The sequence below is a fragment of the Streptomyces sp. 8N616 genome (genome assembly GCF_052246385.1).
Lineage (GTDB): Bacteria > Actinomycetota > Actinomycetes > Streptomycetales > Streptomycetaceae > Streptomyces.
The window spans coordinates 123,089-148,280 of the sequence record NZ_JBQQBY010000017.1 but is presented as its reverse complement, the minus strand read 5'-3'; the positions used below and the strand labels follow the sequence as shown (position 1 = coordinate 148,280).

24 protein-coding genes are annotated in these 25,192 nt (G+C 71.2%); 15 read left to right on the top strand and 9 right to left on the bottom strand.

Annotated features, from left to right (window positions below):
* The first annotated feature begins 29 nt into the window (after positions 1-29).
* Positions 30-1,400 carry an FAD-dependent oxidoreductase gene (locus ACTWQC_RS17875; protein ID WP_443316693.1) on the top strand — a complete coding sequence of 457 codons (1,371 nt, stop codon included), beginning with the start codon at positions 30-32 and terminating at the stop codon, positions 1,398-1,400.
* 97 nt (positions 1,401-1,497) lie between these two features.
* Here ACTWQC_RS17875 and ACTWQC_RS17870 read toward each other — a convergent pair whose 3' ends face one another.
* Entirely contained in the window at positions 1,498-1,878 is a 381-nt protein-coding gene (locus ACTWQC_RS17870; protein WP_443316692.1) for an ArsR/SmtB family transcription factor, read from the bottom strand.
* A 131-nt stretch (positions 1,879-2,009) separates the two neighbouring features.
* Here ACTWQC_RS17870 and ACTWQC_RS17865 point away from each other — a divergent pair, with 131 nt between their 5' ends.
* The 5 genes from ACTWQC_RS17865 (at position 2,010) to ACTWQC_RS17845 (ending at position 7,226) form a co-directional block, all read left to right on the top strand.
* Positions 2,010-3,107, top strand: coding sequence for an NADH:flavin oxidoreductase/NADH oxidase (locus ACTWQC_RS17865; RefSeq protein ID WP_443316691.1), 1,098 nt, complete (start codon positions 2,010-2,012; stop codon positions 3,105-3,107).
* Between the two features lie 93 nt (positions 3,108-3,200).
* Positions 3,201-4,286 (top strand): WD40/YVTN/BNR-like repeat-containing protein, encoded by a 1,086-nt coding sequence (locus tag ACTWQC_RS17860; RefSeq protein WP_443316690.1) that lies wholly within the window; start codon positions 3,201-3,203, stop codon positions 4,284-4,286.
* Between the two features lie 126 nt (positions 4,287-4,412).
* Positions 4,413-5,090, top strand: a complete 678-nt coding sequence (locus ACTWQC_RS17855; protein WP_443316689.1) for a uracil-DNA glycosylase — start codon at positions 4,413-4,415, stop codon at positions 5,088-5,090.
* The gene (locus tag ACTWQC_RS17850) at positions 5,087-6,163 is read left to right on the top strand and encodes an N-acetylglucosamine kinase (protein WP_443316688.1); all 1,077 of its coding nucleotides are present in this window, start codon (positions 5,087-5,089) and stop codon (positions 6,161-6,163) included. The genes ACTWQC_RS17855 and ACTWQC_RS17850 overlap by 4 nt, the downstream gene beginning before the upstream one ends.
* Positions 6,164-6,269: 106 nt before the next feature.
* Positions 6,270-7,226, top strand: coding sequence for a sirohydrochlorin chelatase (locus ACTWQC_RS17845; RefSeq protein WP_443316687.1), 957 nt, complete (start codon positions 6,270-6,272; stop codon positions 7,224-7,226).
* 59 nt (positions 7,227-7,285) lie between these two features.
* Here ACTWQC_RS17845 and ACTWQC_RS17840 read toward each other — a convergent pair whose 3' ends face one another.
* The 3 genes from ACTWQC_RS17840 to ACTWQC_RS17830 all read right to left on the bottom strand — a co-directional run bounded on the left by ACTWQC_RS17840 (position 7,286) and on the right by ACTWQC_RS17830 (position 10,924).
* Positions 7,286-8,344: a lactonase family protein gene (locus ACTWQC_RS17840; protein ID WP_443316686.1), complete on the bottom strand. Its 1,059-nt coding sequence runs from the start codon at positions 8,342-8,344 to the stop codon at positions 7,286-7,288.
* Between the two features lie 135 nt (positions 8,345-8,479).
* Positions 8,480-9,265: an SDR family oxidoreductase gene (locus ACTWQC_RS17835; RefSeq protein WP_443316731.1), complete on the bottom strand. Its 786-nt coding sequence runs from the start codon at positions 9,263-9,265 to the stop codon at positions 8,480-8,482.
* Positions 9,266-9,406: 141 nt separating this feature from the next.
* A complete protein-coding gene (locus ACTWQC_RS17830) occupies positions 9,407-10,924 on the bottom strand; it encodes an FUSC family protein (protein ID WP_443316685.1) in 1,518 nt (505 codons plus the stop codon).
* Between the two features lie 399 nt (positions 10,925-11,323).
* Between ACTWQC_RS17830 and ACTWQC_RS17825 the strand changes: the two genes are divergently transcribed.
* From ACTWQC_RS17825 to ACTWQC_RS17800, 6 genes are all read left to right on the top strand, one after another.
* Positions 11,324-12,094: a DeoR/GlpR family DNA-binding transcription regulator gene (locus ACTWQC_RS17825; RefSeq protein WP_443316684.1), complete on the top strand. Its 771-nt coding sequence runs from the start codon at positions 11,324-11,326 to the stop codon at positions 12,092-12,094.
* Positions 12,091-13,437: a 6-phospho-beta-glucosidase gene (locus ACTWQC_RS17820; protein WP_443316683.1), complete on the top strand. Its 1,347-nt coding sequence runs from the start codon at positions 12,091-12,093 to the stop codon at positions 13,435-13,437. The genes ACTWQC_RS17825 and ACTWQC_RS17820 overlap by 4 nt, the downstream gene beginning before the upstream one ends.
* Positions 13,438-13,911: 474 nt before the next feature.
* Positions 13,912-14,379 (top strand): helix-turn-helix domain-containing protein, encoded by a 468-nt coding sequence (locus tag ACTWQC_RS17815; protein WP_443316682.1) that lies wholly within the window; start codon positions 13,912-13,914, stop codon positions 14,377-14,379.
* Between the two features lie 11 nt (positions 14,380-14,390).
* Positions 14,391-14,912 carry a hypothetical protein gene (locus ACTWQC_RS17810; RefSeq protein ID WP_443316681.1) on the top strand — a complete coding sequence of 174 codons (522 nt, stop codon included), beginning with the start codon at positions 14,391-14,393 and terminating at the stop codon, positions 14,910-14,912.
* Positions 14,912-16,048 (top strand): MAB_1171c family putative transporter, encoded by a 1,137-nt coding sequence (locus ACTWQC_RS17805; protein ID WP_443316680.1) that lies wholly within the window; start codon positions 14,912-14,914, stop codon positions 16,046-16,048. The genes ACTWQC_RS17810 and ACTWQC_RS17805 overlap by 1 nt, the downstream gene beginning before the upstream one ends.
* Entirely contained in the window at positions 16,045-17,229 is a 1,185-nt protein-coding gene (locus ACTWQC_RS17800) for an amidohydrolase family protein (protein WP_443316679.1), read from the top strand. The genes ACTWQC_RS17805 and ACTWQC_RS17800 overlap by 4 nt, the downstream gene beginning before the upstream one ends.
* 4 nt (positions 17,230-17,233) lie before the next feature.
* On the opposite strand, the gene ACTWQC_RS17795 is transcribed toward ACTWQC_RS17800, so the two are convergent.
* Entirely contained in the window at positions 17,234-18,118 is an 885-nt protein-coding gene (locus ACTWQC_RS17795; RefSeq protein ID WP_443316678.1) for an ATP-grasp domain-containing protein, read from the bottom strand.
* A 69-nt stretch (positions 18,119-18,187) separates the two neighbouring features.
* The gene (locus tag ACTWQC_RS17790) at positions 18,188-18,850 is read right to left on the bottom strand and encodes a TetR/AcrR family transcriptional regulator (RefSeq protein ID WP_443316677.1); all 663 of its coding nucleotides are present in this window, start codon (positions 18,848-18,850) and stop codon (positions 18,188-18,190) included.
* Positions 18,851-18,908: 58 nt separating this feature from the next.
* On the opposite strand from ACTWQC_RS17790, the gene ACTWQC_RS17785 reads away from it, so the two are divergent.
* The 3 genes from ACTWQC_RS17785 (at position 18,909) to ACTWQC_RS17775 (ending at position 21,348) form a co-directional block, all read left to right on the top strand.
* Entirely contained in the window at positions 18,909-19,994 is a 1,086-nt protein-coding gene (locus ACTWQC_RS17785) for a DUF2855 family protein (RefSeq protein ID WP_443316676.1), read from the top strand.
* Positions 19,995-20,110: 116 nt separating this feature from the next.
* Positions 20,111-20,596, top strand: a complete 486-nt coding sequence (locus ACTWQC_RS17780; protein WP_443316675.1) for an Lrp/AsnC family transcriptional regulator — start codon at positions 20,111-20,113, stop codon at positions 20,594-20,596.
* Positions 20,597-20,631: 35 nt separating this feature from the next.
* Positions 20,632-21,348: an HAD family hydrolase gene (locus ACTWQC_RS17775; protein WP_443316674.1), complete on the top strand. Its 717-nt coding sequence runs from the start codon at positions 20,632-20,634 to the stop codon at positions 21,346-21,348.
* A gap of 423 nt (positions 21,349-21,771) precedes the next feature.
* Here the strand turns inward: ACTWQC_RS17775 and ACTWQC_RS17770 are convergent, their stop codons facing one another.
* The 3 genes from ACTWQC_RS17770 to ACTWQC_RS17760 all read right to left on the bottom strand — a co-directional run bounded on the left by ACTWQC_RS17770 (position 21,772) and on the right by ACTWQC_RS17760 (position 25,186).
* A complete protein-coding gene (locus ACTWQC_RS17770; RefSeq protein WP_443316673.1) occupies positions 21,772-22,602 on the bottom strand; it encodes a lytic transglycosylase domain-containing protein in 831 nt (276 codons plus the stop codon).
* A gap of 1,011 nt (positions 22,603-23,613) precedes the next feature.
* Entirely contained in the window at positions 23,614-24,657 is a 1,044-nt protein-coding gene (locus ACTWQC_RS17765; protein ID WP_443316672.1) for a lytic murein transglycosylase, read from the bottom strand.
* A gap of 55 nt (positions 24,658-24,712) precedes the next feature.
* The gene (locus tag ACTWQC_RS17760; RefSeq protein WP_443316671.1) at positions 24,713-25,186 is read right to left on the bottom strand and encodes a hypothetical protein; all 474 of its coding nucleotides are present in this window, start codon (positions 25,184-25,186) and stop codon (positions 24,713-24,715) included.
* Positions 25,187-25,192: the final 6 nt, after the last annotated feature.

The following is a 25,192-nucleotide window of genomic DNA, read 5'->3' as shown; positions in this document are numbered from 1 at the left end:
TGGAGACACTCTGCGGGAAAGGAGCCACTGTGCTTCGCGTCGCCGTCGTCGGTTCAGGACCGAGCGGGGTGTACACCGCCCAGTCGCTCGTCGAGCAGCAGGCCGTACCGGACGTGCACGTGCACGTGCTCGACCGGCTGCCCTGCCCGTACGGCCTCGTGCGCTACGGCGTCGCGCCCGACCACGAGAAGATCAAGTCGCTGCAGAACAACCTCCGCGCCGTCCTGGAGCACCCGGGCATCAGCTTCCTGGGCAATGTGCGCGTCGGCGAGGGCGGTCTCGGCCCGGAGCGGCTGCGCGAGCTGTACCACGCGGTGGTCTACTGCGTGGGCGCAGCGACCGACCGGCACCTCGGCGTGCCCGGCGAGAACCTGCCGGGCAGCTACTCGGCCACCGAGTTCGTCGCCTGGTACAGCGCCCATCCGGACGCCGCGGCGGACGGCTTCCTGCTCGATGCCCGCTCGGCGGTCGTGATCGGGGTGGGGAACGTGGCGGTGGACGTGACCCGGATCCTGGCGCGCGGAGCGGAGGAGCTGGCACCGACCGACATGCCGCATGCGGCGCTCGGCGCGCTCGCGGACAGCGGTGTCCAGGAGGTGCACATGGTGGGGCGGCGCGGCCCCTCGCAGGCGAAGTTCACCACCAAGGAGCTCCGGGAGCTCGGGGCCCTGGCGGGCGCGGAGGTCGTGGTGCGGCCGGAGGAGCTGGCGCTCGACCCGGCGTTCCACGATCCCTCGGGGCTTCCTGCGGTGAACCGGCGCAATGTGGAGGTGCTGCGGGGCTGGGCGGCCCAGTCCGAGGAGCGGCGGGCGGCGCCCCTCGGCCGGACGCGCCGCATCCATCTGCGCTTCTTCTTGCGCCCTGTGGCCGTGCTCGCGGGGCCGGGAGGCGACCGTGTGGCGAGCGTACGGTTCGAGCGCACCGCGCCGGACGGGCGCGGCGGGGTGACGGGGACCGGCGAGTACGAGGAGATCGACGCCGGGCTGGTGCTGCGGTCCGTCGGCTACCGGGGCGTGCCGCTGCCCGGGCTGCCGTTCGACGCGGAGCGCGGGACGGTGCCGAACGCGGAGGGACGCGTGCTGCGGGACGGCGCGCCCTCGCCCGGCGAGTACGTCGCCGGGTGGATCAAGCGCGGTCCGACCGGGGTGATCGGCAGCAACCGGCCGTGCGCGAAGCAGACCGCGGCCGCCGTGCTCGCCGATGCGGCGGCGCTGGCGGAGCGGCAGATTCCGGAGGATCCGCGGGAGGCGCTGCGGCGGCTGGGCCAGGAGCCGGTGGAGTGGTCGGGCTGGCAGGCCATCGAGGCGGCGGAGGCGGCACTGGGGCAGTCGCTGGGCCGTACGGTCGTGAAGATCCCGGACTGGGCGGGGCTGCTGGCCGCGGCGGACGCCGAGGACTGAGGCCCTTCAGCCCTCAGTCCAGAGTTCCCAGGCCGCAGTTCTCAGTTCTCCGTCCTCAGTCCTCAGTTCTCAGTACTCGGTACTCAGTCCTCGGTACTCAGTTCTGCCTTCTCGGTTCTTCGTTCTCGCCGAGGCGGGCCGCCTGGCGGGTGGCCGCCTCGAGGACACTGTCGAGCAGGCCGGGGAAGAGCGCGTCGAGGTCGGCCCTGCGCAGTCCGTTCATCTTGGCCGTCCCCTGGTAGACCTGCCTGATCACCCCGTTCTCGCGCAGCACCCGGAAGTGGTGCGTGGTCGTCGACTTGCTGACGGGCAGGTCGAAGACCGAGCAGGAGAGCTCGCCCTCGGCGTCCGCCAGCTCGCGGACGACGCGCATCCGCATGGGGTCCGCGAGCGCGTGCAGCACGTCCTCGAGGCGGATCTGATCGCGCGCCGGATGATCCAGCGTGCGGCCCGGCGTTGCGCTGGTCGCGGTCGTCACGGCGGCTCCTCGTCTCTCGGGAGCTCCATTGTACGATGGCCATCGTAGTTTGACACATGGCGTACTACGATGGGTATCGTACGAGCGCTTCAAGCATCCTCAACCCTCCCCATCGCGAAACGGAGCGTGCCGTGAGCGCCTTGTTCGAGCCCTTCACCCTGCGGTCGCTGACCATCCCCAACCGGGTCTGGATGGCCCCGATGTGCCAGTACTCCGCCGACGTGTCCGGTCCGGACACAGGAGTCGCTAACGACTGGCACTTCTCGCACTACACCTCGCGCGCCGCGGGCGGCACCGGGCTGATCCTCGTCGAGGCCACGGCCGTGAGCCCGGAGGGCCGGATCAGCCCCGCCGACCTGGGGATCTGGAACGACACGCAGACCGAGGCGTTCCGCCGGATCACGTCCTTCCTGAAGGGGCAGGGGACGGTGCCCGGCATCCAGATCGCGCATGCGGGGCGCAAGGCGTCGACCGACCGGCCGTGGCGCGGCGGCGCGCCCGTCGGGCCCGGCGAGCACGGCTGGCAGCCCGTCGCCCCGAGCCCGCTGCCCTTCAACGACGGGCACCCGGTGCCGGATGAGCTGACGACCGGCCAGATCGCGGAGATCGTGGGGCAGTTCGCGGACGCGGCGCGGCGGGCGCGTGCGGCCGGATTCGAGGTCGTCGAGGTGCACGGCGCGCACGGCTATCTGATCGGCGAGTTCCTGTCCCCGCACACCAATCACCGCACCGACGCGTACGGCGGGTCGTACGAGAACCGGACGCGCTTCGCCCTGGAGGTCGTGGACGCGGTGCGCGCGGTGTGGCCCGGGGAACTGCCGGTCTTCTTCCGGATCTCGGCCACCGACTGGCTGACCGAGAACGCGGAGGACGACCGTACGGGCTGGACGGCCGACGACACCGTGCGCTTCGCGGCGGACCTGCTCGCCCACGGCGTCGATCTGCTGGATGTCTCCAGCGGCGGCAACGCACCGCGGGTGCGGATCCCCACCGGGCCCGGCTACCAGGTGCCGTTCGCCGAGCGGGTCAGGACCGGGACCGGCCTGCCGGTCGCGGCGGTCGGGGAGATCACCGAGGCCCGGCAGGCGGAGAAGATCGTCGAGGACGGCCAGGCGGACGCCGTGCTGCTCGGCCGCGAGCTGCTGCGCAACCCGTACTTCGCTCGGCATGCGGCGCGCGAGCTGGGCGGCGAGGTCGGCAGCCCTCAGCAGTACCACCGCGCCGCCTGACCCGCGCGGGAACGCACACCCGGGCGCCGTTGTCAGTGGGCGGGTGCAGACTGGCCCGTAATGGAGACAACGGCGTCCCGGAGGTGGTCGGCGATGACCGACGTACTACTCGCGGCAGGCACACGCAAAGGGCTCTTCGTCGGCAGACGGCGCGGCGGGGGCTGGGACTTCGAAGGACCGTACTTCAACGCGGAGGCCGTCTACTCCGCCGGCATCGACACCAGAAGCACCACGCCCCGGCTGCTGGCCGGCGGGACCAACTCACACTGGGGGCCTTCGGTGTTCCACTCCGACGACCTCGGGAAGACGTGGGAGGAGCCGCAGCAGCCGGCGGTGAAGTTCCCGAAGGACACCGGCGCCTCGCTCGAACGCGTCTGGCAGTTGCAGCCCGCGGGGCCCGCGGCGCCCGGCGTCGTCTATGCGGGCACGGAGCCCGGCGCGCTCTTCCGCTCCGAGGACGGCGGTGAGACCTTCGAGCTCGTCCGGCCGCTGTGGGACCACCCGACGCGGGAGAAGTGGCAGCCGGGCGGCGGCGGTCTCGCCGTGCACACGGTGATCACCGACCCGCGCGACGCGGACGCGGTGACGGTCGCGGTCTCCACCGGCGGGGTGTACCGCTCGCTGGACGGCGGGGCGAGCTGGGCGCCGTCCAACTCCGGTGTGCAGGCGGTCTTCCTGCCCGATCCGTACCCGGACTTCGGGCAGTGTGTGCACAAGATCGCCCAGGACGCCGGGGACCCGGACCGGCTGTATCTGCAGAACCACTGGGGCGTCTACCGCAGCGACGACTCGGGGGCCACCTGGACGTCGATCGGCGAGGGACTGCCCTCCGACTTCGGCTTCCCGGTCGCCGCCCACCCGCACCGCGCCGATGTGGCCTACGTCTTCCCGCTCAACGCCGACGAGGACCGGGTGCCCGCCGGGCGGCGATGTCGCGTCTACCGCACGGAGGACGCGGGGGCGAGCTGGCAGGAGCTCGGCACCGGTCTTCCCGAGGGCGCGCACTACGGGACGGTACTGCGGGACGCGCTCTGCACGGACGACGCCGACCCTGCCGGGGTGTATTTCGGCAACCGCAACGGCGAGCTCTTCGCCAGCGCGGACGACGGGGACAGCTGGCAGCTGATCGCCGCGCACCTGCCGGATGTGCTGTGCGTACGGGCCGCCGTGGTCGCCTGAGCCCCGCCCATACTGATGCCGTACCGGTGCCATGCCGGTCCCGTATGCCGGTGCCGTACCGGTCCGGTCACTTCGCGTGAGGAGGCGGTCAGCTGAGCCACTGCTGAACCAGTAGAGTGACGCCCCGTGGCTGCACGACCGTTGAACGAAATCGTCGAGCCGGGATGGGCCAAGGCCCTGGAGCCGGTTGCCGAACGGATCGCCGCGATGGGCGACTTCCTGCGTACCGAGATCGCCGCGGGCCGGACCTATCTGCCCGCAGGACCGAATGTGCTGCGCGCCTTCCAGCAGCCGTTCGACGATGTACGGGTGCTGATCGTCGGTCAGGATCCGTACCCGACGCCCGGCCATGCGGTGGGCCTGAGCTTCTCGGTGGCGCCGGAGGTCCGCCCGCTGCCCGGGAGCCTGGAGAACATCTTCCGGGAGCTGAACAGCGACCTCGGGCTGCCCAGGCCGTCCAACGGCGATCTCACGCCGTGGACCTCGCAGGGGGTGCTCCTGCTCAACAGGGCGCTCACCACGGCCCCGCGCAAGCCCGCGGCCCACCGGGGCAAGGGCTGGGAGGACGTCACCGAGCAGGCCATCCGGGCGCTCGCCGCGCGCGGCAAGCCCATGGTGTCGATCCTGTGGGGCCGGGACGCCCGCAATCTCCGCCCGCTGCTCGGCGGACTGCCGGTGGTCGAGTCCTCGCACCCCTCCCCCATGTCCGCCGACCGCGGCTTCTTCGGCTCCCGCCCCTTCAGCCGCGCCAACGACCTGCTCGTACGGCAGGGGGCGCAGCCGGTGGACTGGCAGCTGCCGTGACCGCCGGGTCCGCGCCCGCGTGGGTGCTGGGGGCGGACTCCGGCGGGTCCGGCCTGCGGATCGGCCTCGCCCGCGCCGGGGATGCGAGAGCCGTCGACACCGTCGTATCCCGCGAGCCGGTGCGTACGGGCCCGTCCGGCATCGATGCCGGGCATCTGCTGGACCAACTCCTGCCCGCCGCCCGGGCGTTGCTCGGCCGGGCGGGAGCCTCCGGAGTGGCGGCGGTCGCCATCGGCGCCGCCGGCATGGCCACCCTCGGCGACGATCTGCGCGCCACGCTCCCCGGGGCGCTGGCCGAGGCGCTCGGCGTGCGGCGGCTGGCCCTCGCGGCCGACGCGGTGACCGCGTACGCGGGGGCGCTGGGCCAGCGCCCCGGCGCCGTGGTGGCCGCGGGCACCGGCATGATCGCCCTCGGCGTGACGCTCGGCGCGGCGGGCGAACCCGGAGCGTGGCGGCGAGCCGACGGATGGGGCCATCTCCTCGGCGACTGCGGCGGCGGTGCCTGGATCGGCAGGGCCGGTCTCGATGCCGCCCTGCGCGCGTACGACGGCCGCAGCGGGGGGTCGGCCGCGCTGCTGGCCAGGCTGGAGGCGGTGTTCGGCCCGGCACCCGGGCTTCCGGGGCTGCTGTACCCGCGCCCCGACCGGCCTGCCGTGCTGGCGTCGTTCGCCCCGGAGGTCGGCCGCTGCGCCGCTGACGACCCCGTTGCGGCGGGCATTCTGCGGGATGCCGCGCGCGGCATCGCGGAGTCGGCGGCGGCCGTCTGCCCGGCCGTCGAAGGCAGCGAAGTGGCGCTCACCGGCGGCCTGTTCGGGTTGGGCGAGCCGCTGCTGGCCCCGCTGCGCGACGAGTTGGCGCGGCAGCTGCCGTACGCGCGGCAGGTCGCGGCCGCGGGAGACCCGCTGGCCGGCGCACTGCGTATCGCTGCCGCCCTCGCCACCGACGATCTGCTGCTGCCTGCCGACCCCCGGCTGCTGCATCTGCCGGACGTGCCGCTTCCGGACCGGTCGCACCCGGACCACTCGCATCCGCCGCATCCGGATTCGGGGCCTCCGGATCGGGCGAACGATTGACAATTGTCCGTTCAACCGTTTGTTCATCGGAAAAAACGGGACGGATGGCGCACAGCTGCCCCCTGACCGAACGCGTTGACCCCCAAAGGCATTAACATGCGGCCGCATGAGCCACCCCACAGGGCCCGAAACCGGCCTGCCCGTACGAATGCCGCGTCCCCGCCAGCCTGGGCGGCACCGCAGACCGGAGCCGCTCGCGGCTCCTGAGGGTGCGCCCGCGCTGGTCCTCGCCGTGCCCGGCACTCCCGGCTCCAACACTCGCAGCCTGGCCGAGGAGGTCGTGAGCATCGCGCGCTCCGAGCTGCCCGGGCTCGAGGCCCGCATCGGCTATGTGGACGGTGACGACCAGGACTTCCCGTCGCTGGGAGCGGTGCTGACCCAGGCCGCCACCGAGCGCGCCGAGCGGGCACAGCGCGCCGCCCTGATCCGCGAGCAGCTCTCCGAGGAGGAGGCCGCCGCGCTTCCGGAGGTGCCCCGGCAGGACGGCCCGGTGGCGGTCGTCGTTCCCCTGCTGGCCGGCCCGGACAGCGCGCTCATGCGCCGGATACGCCAGGCCGTGATGGACAGCCGCACCGCCGCCGAGCTGACCGACGTGCTCGGTCCGCACCCGCTGCTCGCGGAGGCCCTGCACGTACGGCTGTCGGAGGCCGGTCTCGCGCGCGCGGACCGCGCCCGCCTGTTCACCGTGGCCACCGCGGCCGACGGCATCATCCTCGCGACGGTCGGCGGCGACGAGGCCGTGCAGGCCGCGGGGATAACGGGCATGCTGCTCGCCGCCCGGCTCGCCGTGCCGGTGCTGGCGGCCGCCCTGGACGTGGACGGCGCCATCGCCCGTACCGCCGAGCAGCTGCGCGGCTCCGGCTCGGCTCAACTGGCGCTCGCGCCGTACCTGATCGGCCCCGAGGTCGCCGACGGCCTGCTGAAGGCGGCCACGGACGAGGCCCAGTGCGCCGCGTCCGAACCGCTCGGCGCGTACTCGACGATCGGCAGGCTGGTGCTCTCGAAGTACGCGACGGCGCTGGGCATCCAGCACCCGCAGCTCCAGGGCTCTCCGGTCCGCTGACGCGCTGCCTCCCGCCCGTCCCCACGCAAGGCGTCGGGGCGGGCGGAGTCGTGGGTTCCTCAGCCGAACACCACGCAGGACGCCGCAGGCGCGGCCAGAGAGCCCGCGCGGCGCGGGAGGCCTGTCGCGGGATCCACGTCGAACCAGGTGACGTCGCCGGACCGTTCGTTGGCCGCGTAGAGGCGCCGCCCCGACGGGTCGAGGGTCAGATGCCGCGGCCAGTGGCCGCCGCAGGGCACCTGGCCGACGAGACGCGCCCGGTCGCCGGAGGTGTCGAGGGCGAGCACCGCAAGGGAGTCGTGGCCGCGGTTGGCGGCCCAGGCGAAGCGGCCGTCCGGCGCGATCACCACCTCCGACGGGTAGCTGCCGGCGCCGTCCCCGTCCGGCAGGACGGCCGTCTCGCCGAGCGGCTCCAGCTCCCCCGCCTCCGCGTCCCAGCGGCAGGCCGTCACGGTCGGCGCCAACTCGTTGATCACATACGCGCGGTCGCCCCGCGGGTGGAACGCGAGGTGGCGCGGTCCCGAGCCGGGCCGTAGCGGCACCTCGCGGTGCAGGTTCAGCGCGCTGCCCGCGGGGTCCAGCGCGCAGACGCGGACCGAGTCCGTCCCCAGGTCCACGGAGAGGACCCAGCGCCCCGTGGGGTCGGGCAGCACGGCGTGCGCGTGCGGCTCCTTCTGCCGCTCCGGGTGCGGGCCGCTGCCCTCGTGCCGCAGGACATGGCCGGGGCCTGTGAGGGTGCCGTCGCGGCGGAGCGGGATCGTGGTCACGCTGCCCGAGCCGTAGTTGGCGGTGAGGAGATTGCCGTCGGCGACGGCGAGATGGGTGGGGGCGTGGCCGCGTACGGGCACGGCGGCGCTCAGCACGGCCCGGCGGTCGGGGTGGGCGGCGAGGCTCAGCGCCGCCGCGGCGCCGTGCGCGGTCTCGCTGACCGCATAGAGCAGGTCCGCGCGGGGCGCGAGGGCGAGGAAGGATGGATCGGCGACCTCGTCGGTGACGTGCAGCACGGTGAGCGCGCCGGAGCCGGGGTCGACGGCCGCGGTGGTGATTCCGTGACCGCCGGCCGAGGTGAAGGACCCGATGTACGCCCGTACTGGCCGTGCGGCTCTGCTGCTGCCCACTGTGCTCCCCTTCCGCGGTACGGCGGTTCCGCTGTTACGCGTGCCGAGCTGACGGTAGCAGTAGGTCTAGACCATCCCCCTGTCTCCGATGGAGGGCGGCATCCGCCACCGCCGCGCCGCCGCTGCGCGGCGGGTTCAGCGCAGCCGCTCGGCCAGGAAGTCTTCCCAGGTCCGGTGGCCGACGGCGTGTTCGGGGGCGAGGTTGGCACCGGCCCGGACTGCCCTGGCGGCCTTGCCGGGGAGCCTGACCGGCATGATCAGCCGGTTTCGGTGAGCGGCCCGCAGGTAGCTGCGGAGGAGCTCTTTCATCTCGTACACGCGTGGCCCGGCGATGTCGGGCACGAAGCCGGACGGCTTGCCGAGGGAGAGCTCGACGAGCCGGGTCGCCACCTCGCCCGCATCGATCGGCTGGAATCGGACGCCGGACGGGGCCGGTATCACGGGCATCTTCGCCATCTGCCGCGCCGTCGTCAGTATCAGGTCGTGGAACTGGGTGGCGCGCAGCGTGGTCCACGGCAGTCCGGAGTCGGCCACGATGCGCTCGGCGGCCCGCTTGGACGCGAAGTAGCCGAACATGGCGCGGTCGACGCCGCTGATGACCGGGATTCGTTCGGCACCGACGACCGAGATGTAGACCAGGTGTTGGACACCGACCGCGGCCGCCGCTTGCACCAGGTTCCGGGTCTTGTCCTCGTCGCCCTTGGCGCTGCCGGCGCAGTGCACGACGGTCTCGGTCCCGTCCACTGCGGCATCGATGCCCTCGCCGGTGGCCAGGTCGCCGGTCACGAACTCGATGCCGTCCCCGGACTCATGGCCGCGCCGGCTGAGTACCCGTACGTCACAGCCGGCATCCCGCAGGAGCGGCGTGACGATGCGCCCGAGCGTGCCCGTGCCGCCGGTGACCAGAAGGGTTGAGGTCACGGTCATCTCCCACTCCCTCGTCCGGGAGTCGATCTCCGGACGCGTCGGCTCGGTTTCGGGGGTCTGCTTCCATGACACCCCACGACGGAGAATGTGACCTGACGGACGAACGTGAGCGTTCCCCGGCCGCGATACGCGGTATCAGGAGCCGACCATGGGGGCGCGCGGAGAGCTGTGGAAGGGTGCGGCGAGTTCAGCGAGCGCCTTCTCCAACCCGTGGAGGTGGTTCAGGGCCGCCTCCTGGGCGCCCCCGTGCCGCTGTACGGCGTAGGCTTCGTCAGGCACCGGCCCCGCCGGCTCCCCACCGGGCTCCACCAGGGCCTGTACGGCGGCCTCGACCCGCCAGCAGGCGGCGGCGAGCCGGGCATCGTGGGAGGCGTACGGGTCGGCCGCCACTGAGGCGAGGCCGCGAACCTCCCGGGCACAGGCGTCGAGCAGCTCCAGGACCTGACGCGCACGGACCTTGCGGGCGCGCAGCGGGCTGAGCGGGTGGACGAGAGGGCCGAGGGACGTCCGCGCCCGGCCGAGCAGCAGCTCAAGCTCGGCGGCGAGCGGCGCCGGGTCGGCCTCCGCATCACCGGCGAGCCGGCGCGCAGCGGCCGTGGTGCAGTCGTGCACGCACTGCACAGCGCTCCGGATCCAGGCATGGGTGGCGGCGTGTGTCGTGATGGGCAGCACGAACAGCACGGCCAGCACAGCGCCCATCGCACCGACACCGGTCTCGGCGAGACGCAGCGCGAGCAGGCTCGGTTCCAGCACCCCGAGGAGTCCGTACAGCAGCGTGACCATCAACGTCACGGCCAGCATCATCCACGTATACGACACTGGGGCCGTGTAGAAGATCACGAAGACACAGACGGCGATGAGGGCGGCGGCGGGCACCACCGCGCCGTGCAGCGGGACGACGACCATCACGCCGACGACGATGCCGGCGACCGTACCGAGGACCCGGCGGAAACCGCGGACCAGCGTCTCACCGCGCGAGTCGGTGTTCACGAAGATCCACCAGGCGGCGCCGACGGCCCAGTACCAGCGGTCCTGCGAGAGCAGCTGACCGACGGCCAGGGCGAAGGCAGCTGCGACGGCCACCTGGACCGCCTGGCGGGTGGTCGTCCGCGCAAGCCCCGACCCGTTGGGCAGGGACGATACGACGGGTGGTGACAGCCGTCGCTCGTAGCACCAGATGGCGAAGCGGACCGCCGACGAGGCGAGCAACGCGAGCACGACGGCGGAGTACAGCTCGGGCAGTTGCTCGGGCACCGTACGCAGGAACTGCGTCACGAAGAAGGTCATGAACCCGAAGACGCCCAGGGCGTGGCCGCGCGGCCCCCAGCGACGCGCGTACACGCCCGCGGCGGCGACGGCGACGAACGCCGCGTCACGCGCCGGCGGCTGGTCGTACAGCACGGCCGCCAGAGCGAGCACCGGAAAGCCGACCGCGGGCAGCAGAGCGGTCGTGACGGCCTGGCCACGGACCGTCGCGTCCGTGACCGCGAAGAGGGCGAGGAGCGCGGCGAGCCCGCCGGTGATGACCGCCGTCAGGGTGTGCCCGGTCAGCCCGCACAAGGCCACCGCCAGCCCGACGCCGAGGACGGACCGCAGGCCGCTGCGCAGTCGCAGCCGCCCCGGATCCGGAGCCACGAACACCCTCTTCAGCACTGCTTCCCGTCCCCTCGGCATCCCGGCATGGAAAAGGCGCCGCGGAATCCGCAGCGCCATTGAGGCTCCATGAGAGCATCCTTAGCCCCAATGACTCAAGTGAGGCTCGAAACACTGGGCCATTGGCCCAGTCAGCTGCCGTAGCCGCGTTTGCTGAGGGGGCCAACGGGCCAACGGACCACGGAGTCGAGCCGGGGCTCAGTGCCGAGCTCCCGCTGGATCCACCGGTACCGCTCCCGGCGGGCGCCCTCACAGCACGTGAATCCCATGACCAGCGAAAGGTGCCGGGGACCAGCGGGTAGTGCGGCTCATATGTCTGCAAGAACGTGCACAGGATCGTGTGCGCCGCGGGCGGACTTGGCAAGAGTTGAGCAAGAGCGAGCATAGAAGTGATGGAGATTGCCGCGTAGTGTTCATCGCGTGCTGGCTGAGCGGCGACATCAACTGATCCTGCGCGCCCTGCGATCCGGCGGCCCCGCGGCCATCGCGGACCTCTCCGAGCAACTGGGCGTCAGCGCCGCCACCGTGCGGCGCGACCTGCTGAAGCTCGAGGAGGCGGGCCTCCTCTCCCGCGTCCACGGCGGCGCGGTCATCGAGGAGGGCGACCAGCCCTCCGCCGAGGTCGCCGAGGTACGCGTGACCGAGAAGGACGAGATAGCCGTGCGGGCGGCGACCATGATCGAGAACGGCCAGTCCGTGCTGCTGGACATCGGCACCACCGCGTACCGCCTCGCCCGGCAGCTGCACGGCCGCCGACTGACCGTGATCACCAGCAATCTGGTGGTGTACGAGGAGCTGGCCGACGACCACGGCATAGAACTGGTTCTCCTCGGCGGCATGGTCAGACGCGAGTACCGCTCCCTGGCCGGGTTCCTCACCGAGGACAATCTCCGTCAACTGCATGCGGACTGGCTCTTCCTGGGCACCAGTGGGGTGCGCCCGAGCGGCCAGATCATGGACATGACGGTGGTCGAGGTGCCGGTCAAGCGGGCGATGATCGCGGCCAGCGACAAGGTGGTGCTCCTCGCCGACGCGGGGAAGTTCCCCGGCACCGGCATGGCCAGAGTCTGCGGGCCCGAGGAACTCGACGTGGTGGTGACCAACGCCCCTTCGGACCCGGCCACCTGCGCCGCACTCGAAGAGGCCGGCGTAGAGGTGGTTCAGGTATGAGGCTCACGATTCTCGGCGGCGGGGGTTTCCGGGTGCCGCTGGTGTACGGGGCCCTGCTGGGCGACCACGCCGAGGGCCGCGTCACCCATGTCACCCTTCACGACCTGGACGCCGGCCGGCTGGGCGCCGTCGCCCGCGTCCTCGCCGAGCAGGCCGGGGACGACCCGGGCGCCCCGGCCGTCACCGTCACCACCGACCTCGACGAGGCCCTCACCGGCGCCGACTTCGTCTTCTCCGCGATCCGCGTCGGCGGCCTCGAAGGCCGGGCGGCCGACGAGCGCGTGGCCCTGGCCGAGGGCGTCCTGGGCCAGGAGACGGTGGGCGCGGGCGGCATCGCGTACGGTCTGCGCACGGTTCCGGTAGCCGTCGACATCGCGCGGCGCGTCGCCCGTCTCGCCCCCGACGCCTGGGTCATCAACTTCACCAACCCGGCCGGCCTGGTCACCGAGGCGATGTCCCGCCACATCGGCGACCGCGTCATCGGCATCTGCGACTCGCCGGTGGGCCTGGGCCGCCGCATCGCGCGCGTGCTCGGTGCGCATCCGGACGAGGCGTGGATCGACTACGTCGGCCTCAATCACCTCGGCTGGGTGCGCGGCCTGCACATCGCGGGCCGCGACCAACTCCCCCGCCTGCTCGGGCACCCCGGCCTGCTCGGCTCCTTCGAGGAGGGGAGGCTGTTCGGCCCCGACTGGCTGCAGTCGCTGGGCGCAATTCCCAACGAGTATCTGCACTACTACTACTTCAACAGGGAAGCGGTCCGCGCCTACCAGGAGGCCAAGCAGACCCGCGGCGCCTTCCTCCGCGACCAGCAGGCACGCTTCTACGAGGAGATGCGGCGGGCGGACGCCCCCGCCCTCGAGACCTGGGACCGTACCCGCGCCGAGCGCGAGGCCACGTACATGGCGGAGAACCGCGAGGTCGCAGGCGTCGGCGAGCGTGACGCCTGCGACCTGGAGTCCGGCGGCTACGAGAAGGTCGCCCTCGCCCTGATGCGAGCCATCGCCAGGAACGAGCGCACCACGCTCATCCTCAACGTCCGCAATGGCACCACGCTGTCGCTTCTGGACAAGGATGCCGTCATCGAGGTGCCCTGCTTCGTCGACGCGGGCGGCGCCCACCCCGCCTCCGTGGCCCCCCTGCCGGACCACGCCACCGGCCTCGTGTGCAGCGTCAAGGCCGTCGAGCGCGAGGTCATGGCCGCCGCCGAGAGCGGCTCGCGCGCCACCGCGGTCAAGGCCTTCGCCCTGCACCCCCTCGTCGACTCCGTGTCCGTCGCCCGCCGTCTCCTCGACGCCTACACGAGCGAGCACCCCGGCCTCGCCTACCTGAACCGGAAGTAGGAGCTTCTTCATGCACGACGAACACCGTCGTATCGAGGAGCGCGTCGAGCGCATCCTCGAGCAGCGCAGATGCTGGACCGCATGCAGAGCAGCCTGAGCGAGGACGACGCCCCGCCCTCTTCTGAGTGCGTGCCCGCCTTCTGTCCCGCCGGAGCGGGCCGAACCCCCGTTCCGTCCCGCTCCGGCGAGGCCCACAGCAGCGGGGCCATCCTGCGGCTCCGCCCGCCCTGGGAGCGCCGGAGTTGTTCATCGGTGTGGGCCACACCGGTGCAGCCGAACCTGAGCTGCCTGATCCACACGCCCATCTCATGCCTCAGACGTCGCTTCCGCCACTGGCCAAGTGTCCAAGATATTGGCACCTGTTGGGGCATCGGGTCAAGGCATCCTGGCTACCGTCCAACAGACGGCACAGGGGGGCCGATGTAGCATCGTGGCGGCACGACGGGGCCATCCGGTGCGGGGAGCGTGGGCATAGTGGCAGACGACGGCCGGAGTCATGGGCGGTCGCTGGCCGAGCGGTTGAACGCGCTGTTCGCGACCGTGCGATGGACCGATGCCCATGGCCGGAAGCGAGAGTACTCGACCGCCGAAGTGGCCAAGGCGGTCACCGCGGACCCGTCGCATCCGGCGACGCTGTCGCGGAGTTACCTGGCGATGCTCCGCAACGGGTCGCACACGAACCCGACGTTGAGCGTGCTCGAGGCACTTGCGAAGTTCTTCGACGACCACCGCGAACCGGGATCGCCGCCCATCACGGTGCAGTGGCTGGTCGCACAGGAGGACCCCGAGGACGAACTGTTGCGGCAGCGGCTCGCCGATCACCAGGTGCGGACGATCGCGATGCGGGCAGGCGCGATGACGCCCGCGATGCGCAAGCAACTGCTCAAGATGATCGCTATTTTCGACCAGGACGACACCCCAGGTCCCGGCGCCGGGGCATGAGAAGGGACACCGTGGCCGTACGCGAACGCGAGCTCCGCCGCTACTGCAAGCGCCTGCTGCGGCATCTCGACATTCAACCTCCGCTGCGGGTGGACGAGTTATGCCGCAGGCTCGGTGAACACCGAGGGAAACCGATCCGGCTGATTCCCTGGGCGCTGCCGATCCCGGGACCGTTCGGGTTGTGGATGTCCCGACCGAGCGAGGAGTGCATCTTCTATCAGGAGGAGACGACCCGCGTTCATCAGGATCACATCATCCTGCACGAGATCGGCCACATCCTCGCCGATCATCACGACGATGGAAACGCGGACGAAGACCTTCCCGATATGGGACCGGATTTCCCCCGCGACTCGATCACGCGGGGCTTTCGTCGCACCTGCTACACCGAGGACTACGAACGCGAGGCCGAACTGGTCGCGACGATCATCCAGGAGTGGGCGGTGGTCATCGACTACGTCACCCCCCGCATACCCGAGGATCCCGCCCTTGGTCCGCTGCGTTCCGCGCTGAACCCCCGCTGGGGGTGGATGTGATGTTCCAGGAAACAGTGGTCGTCATGTTGATCGTCGGGGCGGTATGGAAGATCGTCGACTTGGCGCGCGCCCCCCACGACCGGGTCCTGCGCATCCTGGTCGCGTGTCTGCTCCTGCTGCTCGCCGGCGAAGTCCTCAGCTTTCCCGAAGCCAACCGTGCGGTGGACGGGTTCACGGCAGCCGGTGTCGGCAAGGTCGCGTTCAACGCAATCTTCATGTCCGGCCTGTACGCGCTCATCCTGTTCTTCGTCTCCTCCACACGTGGCGCGAACGACGAGTACCGGCGACACCTGCGGATCAACACCGGCCTGCTCGCCGGTGTCCTGATCGCTCTGGTCATCGCCATGATCGCCACACCCGCGGACATGCGCGCCCACACGCTGAGCACTCCGGACATGGCAAAGCCGGCCATCGCCGGGTTCTACGTCATCGGCAACGCCTACTTCGTCTACGCCTATCTGACATCGGGCCTGTGGGCGCTGCGCTACGCGCACATGGCGTCCCGGCACCTGGCGCTCGGTCTGCGGACCATGGCAGTCGGCCTGTTCGGACTGACGATCACGTCGGTCAACCGAGTGGTCTGGGTATGTCTGCGCATCAACGAGCCCGGATCGCATGAGGCGTTCAATACGGTGAACTGGTCCATGACCGACTGGTCCATGGGCATCGTTCTGATCGGAATCTGCTATTCGGCCGGCGTGCAACTGATCACACGCTGGCGGTCGGTTGTCCATCACCGCCGCATGTATCACGAGCTCACTCCCCTGTGGACAGCCCTCGCCGCCGCCTATCCGGAACTCGTCCTGAACCGGGCACCGGCCGGTTCCGCGTGGAACCGCTTCCGGCTGCGCCGTACCGACGAGCGGTTCTATCGCCGGCTCATCGAATGCCGCGACGGACTGGTGCGCCTGAGCCCGTACCTGACACGCGTCGCGCCCGATGTCGATCTCGCCCGCGGCCCGGCCGATCAACTCGCCCGGCACATCACCGAGGCACTCGCCCTGAAGCCGGCCACCGAGGACCCCGACACCGAGTTGTCCGCCGCCCGCATCGCGCTGCCCTCCGGCAACGACTTGGGCGCCGACGCCCGTGAACTCATCGCCATATCCCACGCCCTCCACGAAAGGCAATCGTGAACAAGATTCTGATCACCGCAGACCGCGTCATCACCGGGCCCGCGGATCAGGTGATCGACGACGGTGCCGTGCTCGTGGACGCCGGCATGATCACCGCTGTCGGCACAGCGGCCGAGCTGGACCCATCGGTGGATGCGTCGGCGTCCCGGTTGCGGTGTCCCGGGGCGACCGTCATGCCCGGGCTGATCGACTGCCATGTCCACCTCGCCTTCGACGCGGGTCCGGACCCGATCAGCGAGGTGGCCCAGGCCGACCCGGGCGAGCTCGCCGCCGCCATGGCGGGCCGCGCCGAGCAGATGCTGGACGCCGGGGTGACGACCGTACGGGATCTCGGTGACCGCGACGCGCTCGCCGTGAGGTTGCGTACGTCCATCGAGTCCGGAACGGCGGCCGGGCCGCGTATCCTCTCCGCAACCGCGCCGCTGACCTCACGCGGTGGCCATTGCGGGTTCCTCGGCGGCGAGGTCACCACCGACGACGACATCCGCGCACAGATCGCCCGCAACGCGGCTGCCGGAGCCGACCTGATCAAGGTGATGGCCTCGGGTGGCGCCCTCACCCCGAGTGGGCCGCGCATGTGGGAGTCGCAGTTCACCCCCGCCCAACTGCGCCTGATCGTCGAGGAAGCCGCCCGCCATGGCCTGGGGGTGGCCGCGCACGCACACGGTACCGACGCCATCGCCCACTGCGTGGAAGCCGGTGTCCGGACGGTCGAGCACTGCTCCTGGCGCACCGCCGACAGCACCGTCTACGACCCGGAGATCACCCGCCGGATGGTCGAGAACGACATCGCCGTCTGTCGATGCGTCTCGGGGAACTGGCCGCTCTTCCTTGAAAAGTTGGGCCCCGAACGGGCCGACGCCATGGTCGAGGTCATCCGGAATATGCGGGAGGCCGGTGTCCGGTTCATCGCCGGCACCGACGCCGGCGTGCCGGGAGCCGGGTTCGGCGACTACGTCGGCATGCTCGAATTCTTCGCCTCCCTCGGCTTCAAGCACACCGAAATCCTCGACATGGCCACCACCAACTCCGCCCGTGCCATGGGGCTGACCGACACCGGTGCCCTGGCCCCCGGCCTGCGCGCCGACCTCATCGTCGTCGACGGCGACCCCCTGACCGAGTTGGACGCCCTCCGGCGAATCCAGCACGTTTTCGCGGCAGGCCGCCCCACCACCAACTGAACGCCTACCGCGCATCCGTGGCGGTCCGGACGATCGCGCCCGCGACAGCGGGAAGCGAACCCGGGTGCACCGTCAGAAACAGGTTCGGCTCCACCAGCTCGACTTCCATGACCTGGGGGTTCCCGTCCTCATCCTCGACGAGGTCCACCCGGGCGTACAGCAGATCCCGACTGCCGGGCACGGCGGCCAGCGCCCGTTCGGCCGCCGCCAGCTCGGCCCGCGTGGGCGACCACGGCCGCAGCCCCGGATGGGGCACCTTCCGCTGGTCGTAGGGAGTCCCGGGGGACAGCACCGCGTTCTTCCGGACGGCGTGCAGGAACCTGCCCGCGACGAAGATCAGGGCGCGTTCACCCGTGGTGTCGATCCGGCGCATGTACGGCTGCACCATCGCGGTCAGACCCTCGGCCTGCATGCGCTCAAGATGCCGCAGCGCCTCGTCGTGATCCTCGGGCCGGTAACGGGCGGCGAACCTGGCTCCGGCGCCCGACGTCGGCTTGATCACGTACTCATGGCTGTGCGGCAGATCGGCCGGACTCCCGGGCGACACGTAGCGGGTGGGCACGACCGGGACACCGAGGTCGGCAAGCATCCCCAGGTAACGCTTGTCCGCGTTCCAGCGCAGGACGGACGGCCTGTTGGCCAACGAGGTGAGGCTTCCGCACCGGTCGCCCCAGGCGAGGAACTCCGCAGGCCGCCAGCTGTAGTCCCACGTGGACCGGACCACCGCGAGATCGAATGCCTCCCAGTCCGCTTCCGCGTCGTCCCAGCAGACGGCGACGGCGTCAGCGCCTTCGGCGTCGAGTGCCTGCTGCAACAGCGGCAAGTCGCGGTCGACGCCGACGTCCGGGTGCGGCCTGGCCGTGACCAACGCGATCCTCGTACGTGACACGAGCACTCCTGTCCGTTCGGGATCGCGTCACGGCCGAACGTAGCAAGAGTTCTCAACCCCAGAAAAGGATTAATCCTGCGGCATGCGCAAGGCGTTCATCCAGAGCCGGGTGAGCGTCTCCACCAGCGTCTCGAAGGGCACGGGCTGATCGGCGGCGAAGGTCACGTACGCCATGCGGCTCACCATGGCGCTGAGGGCCCGAGCGGTGACCGCCGGGTCGAGTGCGGGGTCGGCCAGGCCGGCTTCCTGGAGGCGGGTGATCGCTGCGGCGCTGCGCTCGATGAACGCCTGGGACCGCTGCAGCCGCAGCTTCAGGAACCGCTGGTCCACGGCGGCGGCCTGCTCCATGGCGGCCATCAGCGCCGCGTTGCGACGGTACGACTCCAGGTAGGCGCGGTTGGCTTCCTCCACCCCGCGGCGCAGCTCCCCGCGCTTGCCGCCGCTGACTCCCGCGTGCAGCATCTCGTCCTGCAGCTCCGTCAGAACGGCGGCGAAGACGTCGTCCTTGGAGGCGAAGTACGTGTAGAAGCTGCCGGTGGCGACACCGGCCTCGGCCGCGATGTCGACGATCCGGGCGTCCAGGTAACCGTCTCGTTCGAAGATCCGCCGGGCTGCGGTGACGAGGGCATCCCTGGTTCGGATCCCGCGCCGGGTGCGCCGGGGTGCCGTGGACTCGTGGGCTACGTGGTCGGGGGCGGCGTGGTCGGAGGCTGAGTGGTCGGGGGCGGACATGGGCCGCATCTTAGCCCAGTATTGAATCTGAATCCGGATTCAAGTACGTTCCAGGGCCATGGACACCACTGCCACGCCCAGCGGCTGGAACCTGCTCATAGCCCGCGATGACCTGTCGAATGCCGCACTCGTCGACGCACCGGTCCCGGAGGTCCAGGACGGCGAGGCGCTGCTGCGCGTCGACCGGGTCGGCCTCACCGCCAACAACGTCACCTACGCCGCGCTCGGCGACTCCTTCCGCTACTGGGAGTTCTTCCCGGCCCGGCCAGGCTGGGGCATCGTCCCGCTCTGGGGCTTCGCCGAGGTCGTCGCATCCCGGGTCGACGGCGTCGAACAGGGCAGCCGCCTCTACGGCTATTACCCGTCCGGCAGCCACCTGCTGGTGCGCCCGGGGCGGGTGGACGAGCGCGGCTTCCGGGACGCCAGCCCCCACCGGAAGACGCTGCCCTCGCCCTACAACGCCTACGCCCTCACCACGGGCGACCTCGCGTACGAGCCGGACCGCGAGGACCTCCAGATCCTCTACCGCCCGCTCTTCTGGACCTCCTTCATGCTGGCCGACTGGCTCGTCGACAACGCCTGGCTGGGAGCCCGCACCGCCGTCCTGTCGTCCGCGTCGAGCAAGACCGCCTACGGTGCCGCCTTCCTGCTCCGGGGGCAGGGGTGCGAGGTGGTGGGCCTGACGTCCCGGCGCAACCTGGCCTTTACCGAGAGCCTGGGCTGCTACGACCGGGTGCTGGCGTACGAGGACGCGCCCCGTCTCTCCCCGGCCGTGCCCACCCTGTACGCCGACTTCGCCGGCGACGAGGCCCTGACCGCCGCGCTGCGCGCCCACCTCGGCGACGCCCTGGTGCACGAAGTGGTCGTCGGCGTCACCAGCCAGCAGCCCGGCCCCGCCGGCACACTGGCCGACACGGGACCGGGCATGTTCTTCGCACCCGACCAGATGCGCAAGCGCATCGGCGACTGGGGGCGCGAAGGGCTGGATCACCGCTTCGCCGACGCATGGCAGCGGTTCGCACCCGTGGTCGAGGGGTGGGTCGACGTCGTCCACGGCCACGGCCCGGAGGCCCTGGAGAAGGTCTGGCACGAGGTTCAGTCGGGGCGGACCGCCCCGCGCACCGGTCATGTGCTGGCCCTCTGACTGAATCCGCCGCCCGCGAGGGCCGTACGGAGCGGTGGCTCACCTACCGCCCCGCAGGCCGAGCCATTGGTACGGTCGAGGCCCGGATACCCCGACCAGGAGGAGGCCGTCGGCCCATGGCAGCCGTGGATGCGCTGGATGCCAGGATCCTGCGGCTCCTGCTGGAGCAGCCGCGCACGAGCGCGCGCGAGTACGCCCGTATCCTCGGCGTCGCGCGGGGCACCCTGCAAGCCAGGATCGACCGGCTCGAGCGGGACGGCGTCATCACCGGCTCCGGCCCCAGGCTCTCCCCCGCCGCGCTGGGCCACCCGGTCCTCGCGTTCGTGCACATCGAAGTCACGCAGGGCCACCTGGACGATGTCGGAGACGCGCTCGCCGAAGTGCCGGAGATCATCGAGGCGTTCTCGATCACCGGGGGCGGGGACCTGATGACGCGGGTCGTGGCGCGGGACAACGAGCACCTGGAAGACGTCATCCAGCGGCTCATCCAGCTGCCGGGGGTGGTGCGGACCCGTACGGAGGTGGCGCTGCGCGAGCGCGTACCGCACCGGATGCTGCCGCTCATCGAGGCGGTGGGCCGGGCCTCCACCCCGGCCCGCTGATTCTGCCGCCTCGCCCCCTCTTGCATGCTGGGTGCATGCGTTCTCCCCACACCCCCCGCACTCTCCGCGCCCCCATCGTGATCTTCGACCTCGACGGCACGCTGGTCGACAGCGAGCCGAACTACTACGAAGCGGGCCGCAGAGTGCTCGCCGAGCACGGCGTCACCGGCTTCACCTGGGAACAGCACGAGCGCTTCATCGGAATCGGCACGCGCGAGACGCTCGAGGTGCTGAGCCGCGAGTACGGCATCGAGGCGCCGGTCGACGAGCTCCTCGCCGGGAAGAACCGCCACTACCTCGCGCTCGCCTCGGCCTCCACCGAAGTGTTCCCGCAGATGCGGAAGTTCGTGGACGCCCTCCGCGCGGCCGGGATCCGTACGGCGGTGGCGTCCGGGTCCTCCCGCGCGGCGATCGAGGCGGTGCTCGACACGACCGGTCTGGCCCCGCTGATGGACGTCGCCGTGTCCGCCGAGGAAGTGGAGCGCGGCAAGCCGGAGCCCGATGTCTTTCTGGAGGCGGCCCGGCGGCTGGCCGCAGACCCGGCGGACTGCGTGGTGCTCGAGGACTCCCCGCCCGGGGCCGAGGCCGCGCACCGCGCCGGGATGCGCTGCATCGCCATCCCGTACGTGCCGGGGACCGCTGCCGACCCGGCGTTCGGCACCGCGGGGCTGCTCTTCGCCGGTGGCCAGGGCGAGTTCGACGCCGGTGCCGCCCTCGACTGGGTCACGGCCGCGAGCCGGGATCCCCGCTGAACCGACCCTCCCGCCCCGGCCGTTCTCTCATACGCCCCTTCCCCGGGTGGGCCCTTGGAACGGCCGGCCCGGGAAAGGTCAGCCCAGGAAGGTCAGCCCAGGAAGGTCAGCCGCACCTGGCGGTCCGGATTGTCGCGGTTCGTATCCGCCAACCTCCGTTAGGCGCAACCCCGCCCCTAGCCGACTTGACAGTGGAACGCTCCTGGCCATCAACGCTGCCACGCCCACCCCGACCGCCTGTGCCCGTCTTCAGGGTTCGCCCGCCAGGGCCGCGACCGCGATCTCACTCGGCCCGCTACCCTCGATGTGCTTGGTGCCGCTCCCGTCGCGCAATCCGCAGCCCGCCGGCACAGCGGTCAAGGCGCGGGCAGACGCGCAACGGGAAGCGGTGGTCAGGTGGCGTCTCATCAACTTCCCAACACATCAACCGGTGGTCCCAGTGTTGACGGTTGGCACAGTCGACGGAGGTGCCGACGGGGTCGGGACGGGAGTCGGCAGGGTCGGTGCGTTGGGCGACGAAGGCGGGGCACCACCGGGGGCGCCGCCCCCGTCACCGCCCGGCGTACTCGTGCCCGGGGATGGCGCCGGAGCGGGCTGGTTGCCGGCGGGCCGCCCCCGTTCCAGAGTGTTGTCCGCCCTGCGTGGCGGCGGTGTGGGTTCCGGTTGCCGTGCGTGGTGGCGGGGTGCATCCGGTGCGGTGTCAGAGTCCGAGCCCGGTGTGTCGGGCACCGCGACGGGGCCGCCGGAATATGCGCGCATCCAGGCCAGTACCAGGTTGAGATAGGACTCTGAGTGGTTGTACGCGAGCACGGCCCGGCGCAGCCCCTCCGGTGTGGCCACATCATCGCCGGCCGCGCACAGGTACCGGCCTGCGGCCAGCGAAGCGTCGAAGACGTTGTTCGGATCGGCCCTCCTGTCGGCATTGCCGTCGGCGGCCCAGCTGCGCCAGGTGGACGGGATGAACTGCATGGATCCGACCGCGCGGTCCCAGACGGTGTCGTCGTCGTAGACCCCGTGATCCGTGTCGGCGATCGCCGCCACACCGGGACTGCCGTCCAACCGCGGTCCCAGAATCGGCGTCCGAGTGGTGCCCTGCGCGTCGACATCACCGCCCCGCGCATGCCCGGACTCCACCTTCCCGATCGCCGCCAGCAACGGCAGCGGCAGGTGGCAACCCGGCTCCGATGCCCTGGTGTTGTCCACCGCCCGCTGATAGGCCTGCAGCACCGTCGCCGGAATCCCCTGGACCGTCACCGGAATCCCCTGGACAACAGGCCGCTCCTGCCCCCGGCCTCTCCCGTTCCGCACGGCAGGGCTGTCGGTCACACTCGGCAGATCCGGAAGTGACAGGAGATCGGGGTAAGCCGGATAGAGAGGGGTGCTTCCCCCGTCAGCACCCGGGCCCGTGACGACTCTCTCCTCAGCAGCGGCCGGAGCGAGAGCTGCCGAGGAAGGTACGACATGCTGCACCACCAGTATCGTCGACAGCGCTCTGGCCAACTTCTTCCAACGCACCGTGCGGACGTGGCGCTCCGGCCGTTTCGCGTGGGGATCGGACAGCGACGTCACCGGGCGTCCGAGGCGGTCGTCATGACTGGATTGCTGTTTTCCGGGTTTCTGCATGGTCAACCTCTCAAACGTCTCAGGGCACTCGGTCGGCTACCGGCACATCAGGCGGTCGCCCTGCGGGGCAACTCACTTTCCGTTGTTCGTTCTCATCACGAACCAGCACCCGCACCGCCGGCATGACCGGTTGTCAACGGCGTGCGGCCGCATAGTCGTTGTGGTGCTTTCGGCCGCCTGCCGCGGCAGCCCCGCGATCCGTTTCGCGCATGCCATGGCCCCGGCCAAAGGATCGGCCACCACATGGTTGGCGAGCCCCATCGCGACGGCGCGCTCGGCCGGGATGCGTGGGCGTGAGTTCCTACTCCTGAGCGAGGAGCAGGCTGGTGTGCAGGAGCCAGGTGAGCGGGCCGCCGTCGGCCGCGACCAGCCCGACCTGCACATGTGGGTCGGCAAGGTAGGCCGTCTCGGTGGTGACCCGCGCTCATTGCATGCGGGGCTTACTTCTTGATGGTGTAGCGGTTTCCCGTACTCGTCCCGGGCCGGCCCCGTGGCCGCTGTTCTCTGGCCCGGTCGAGCCGGTCGGGTCACCGCTCGCGCAGCGACCGTAAAGCGACTCGGCGTCGACGCGGCCGGGGAGAGCGGGCACCCTCTTCTTGCCAGCCGGCCCCGCGGCTCCGCCGCCTGTTGCCTCCATACCGGCTACTCATCAGTGGTCAGCGGCAGATCCGGTACCTCCGGCTCGGATGGCTGATCCGACGGAGCGGGCTCGTCCGGCCCATGCCGCTCAGGTGGTCCGTCTGAGCTCGGGGACGGGCTCTCCTGTCGCGGTGGTTCCTTGCCCTGCCGTGGAGGCTGTCGTGGTGGTTCCTTGTCCCGCCGTGAGGGCTCATCGCTGGGGCGCGGTTCCGGCGGCGCAGTGTGCGTCGGTTGCGTGGCCGGCGAGGGGGCGACCGCCGCCGCGACGCCCGCGTAGACGCGCATCCACGCCAGCACCAGGTGCAGGTACTGCTCGGAGTGGTTGTACGCGAGCACGGCTCGGCGCAGGCCGCCGTCCCGGCTCACGTCTCCTCCCGCGGCGCACAGGTAGTGGGCCGCCGCGAGCGCGGAGTCGCCCACGTTGTGCGGGTCGGCGGTGCCGTCGCCGTTGCCATCGGCTCCCCAACGGTGCCACGTCGAGGGAATGAACTGCATAGGACCGACTGCGTGGTCCCATGCGGTGTCACGGTCATAGACCCCGTTGTCCGTATCGCGGATCGCCGCCACACCGGGCCCGCCGTCCAGTCGGGGGCCGAGGATGGGGGTGATGGTGCTGCCATCCGCATTGACCCGGCCACCGCGGGCGTGACCCGATTCCACGCGGCCGATCGCCGCCAGCAGCGGCCATCTGAGCCCACAACCAGGTCGCCGCTCGTTCAGCACGGCCACCGCATTCCGGTAGGCGGCCAGCACCCGCGCAGGGATCGCGACGGCCCCTACCGGCCGCATCCGATCCGTACGATCACGCTCGTCGGCGTGCGTCGCCGACGGAGCCGGTGAGGGCTCCAGCTCCAGGGCGCCCACCGGTGGCGGCTCAGGGTACAGCGGTCTTCCGCCGTCAACCGCTCCCGCGAAGACCTGGCTGGCTTCGGCCGGCTGGGCGACCTGGTACACCGCCACACCGGTCGCCGCGGTGGTCGCGGCGACCGCCCCGGCCACCGCGGGGGTGATCTTGATCCGCAACCGCGGCCACTTGGTCAGAAGCACGTCAGCGTCTCTCCTCACGAGGCTCTCGTGTTGCGCACTGGTGGCAGGGCCCGCCTCAACCCTGCCGGGCGGGTATCGCCACGCGCGGCGGCGCGCAGACCCGGCAGGGCGCGAGGTCGCGATCGATCGCCGCCTCGATGCCGATCAGCTCGGCCTCGTCCCGCGCCTCCGACAGCTGGCAATCGACGCGGTGGTAGGACGCGGCACCGGCCACCACATAGCCGCTGAAGCCCGGACCCTGCGCGCCGGGACCGCCGAGCCCTTGCTTGTCTACGGCGGCGGCGAGACGGTCGATCGCCGCCTCCAAACGCACCCGGTCCACCCGATGGTTCTGCACGATGAGCATCGCGGCGCCCACCACCACGATCGCCAGGCCGATGACGCCGCCGGAGATCAGGTAGGGGAACTGCGCCGGAAGGGAGTTGTAGCTCGCCGCGCCGTTCCAGCCGAGGGACATCAGGACGAAACCGATCAGGCACAGCAGCACACCGAGCTGCCCGCCCAGCCGACCGAAGTTGATCTGCATCATGTACTC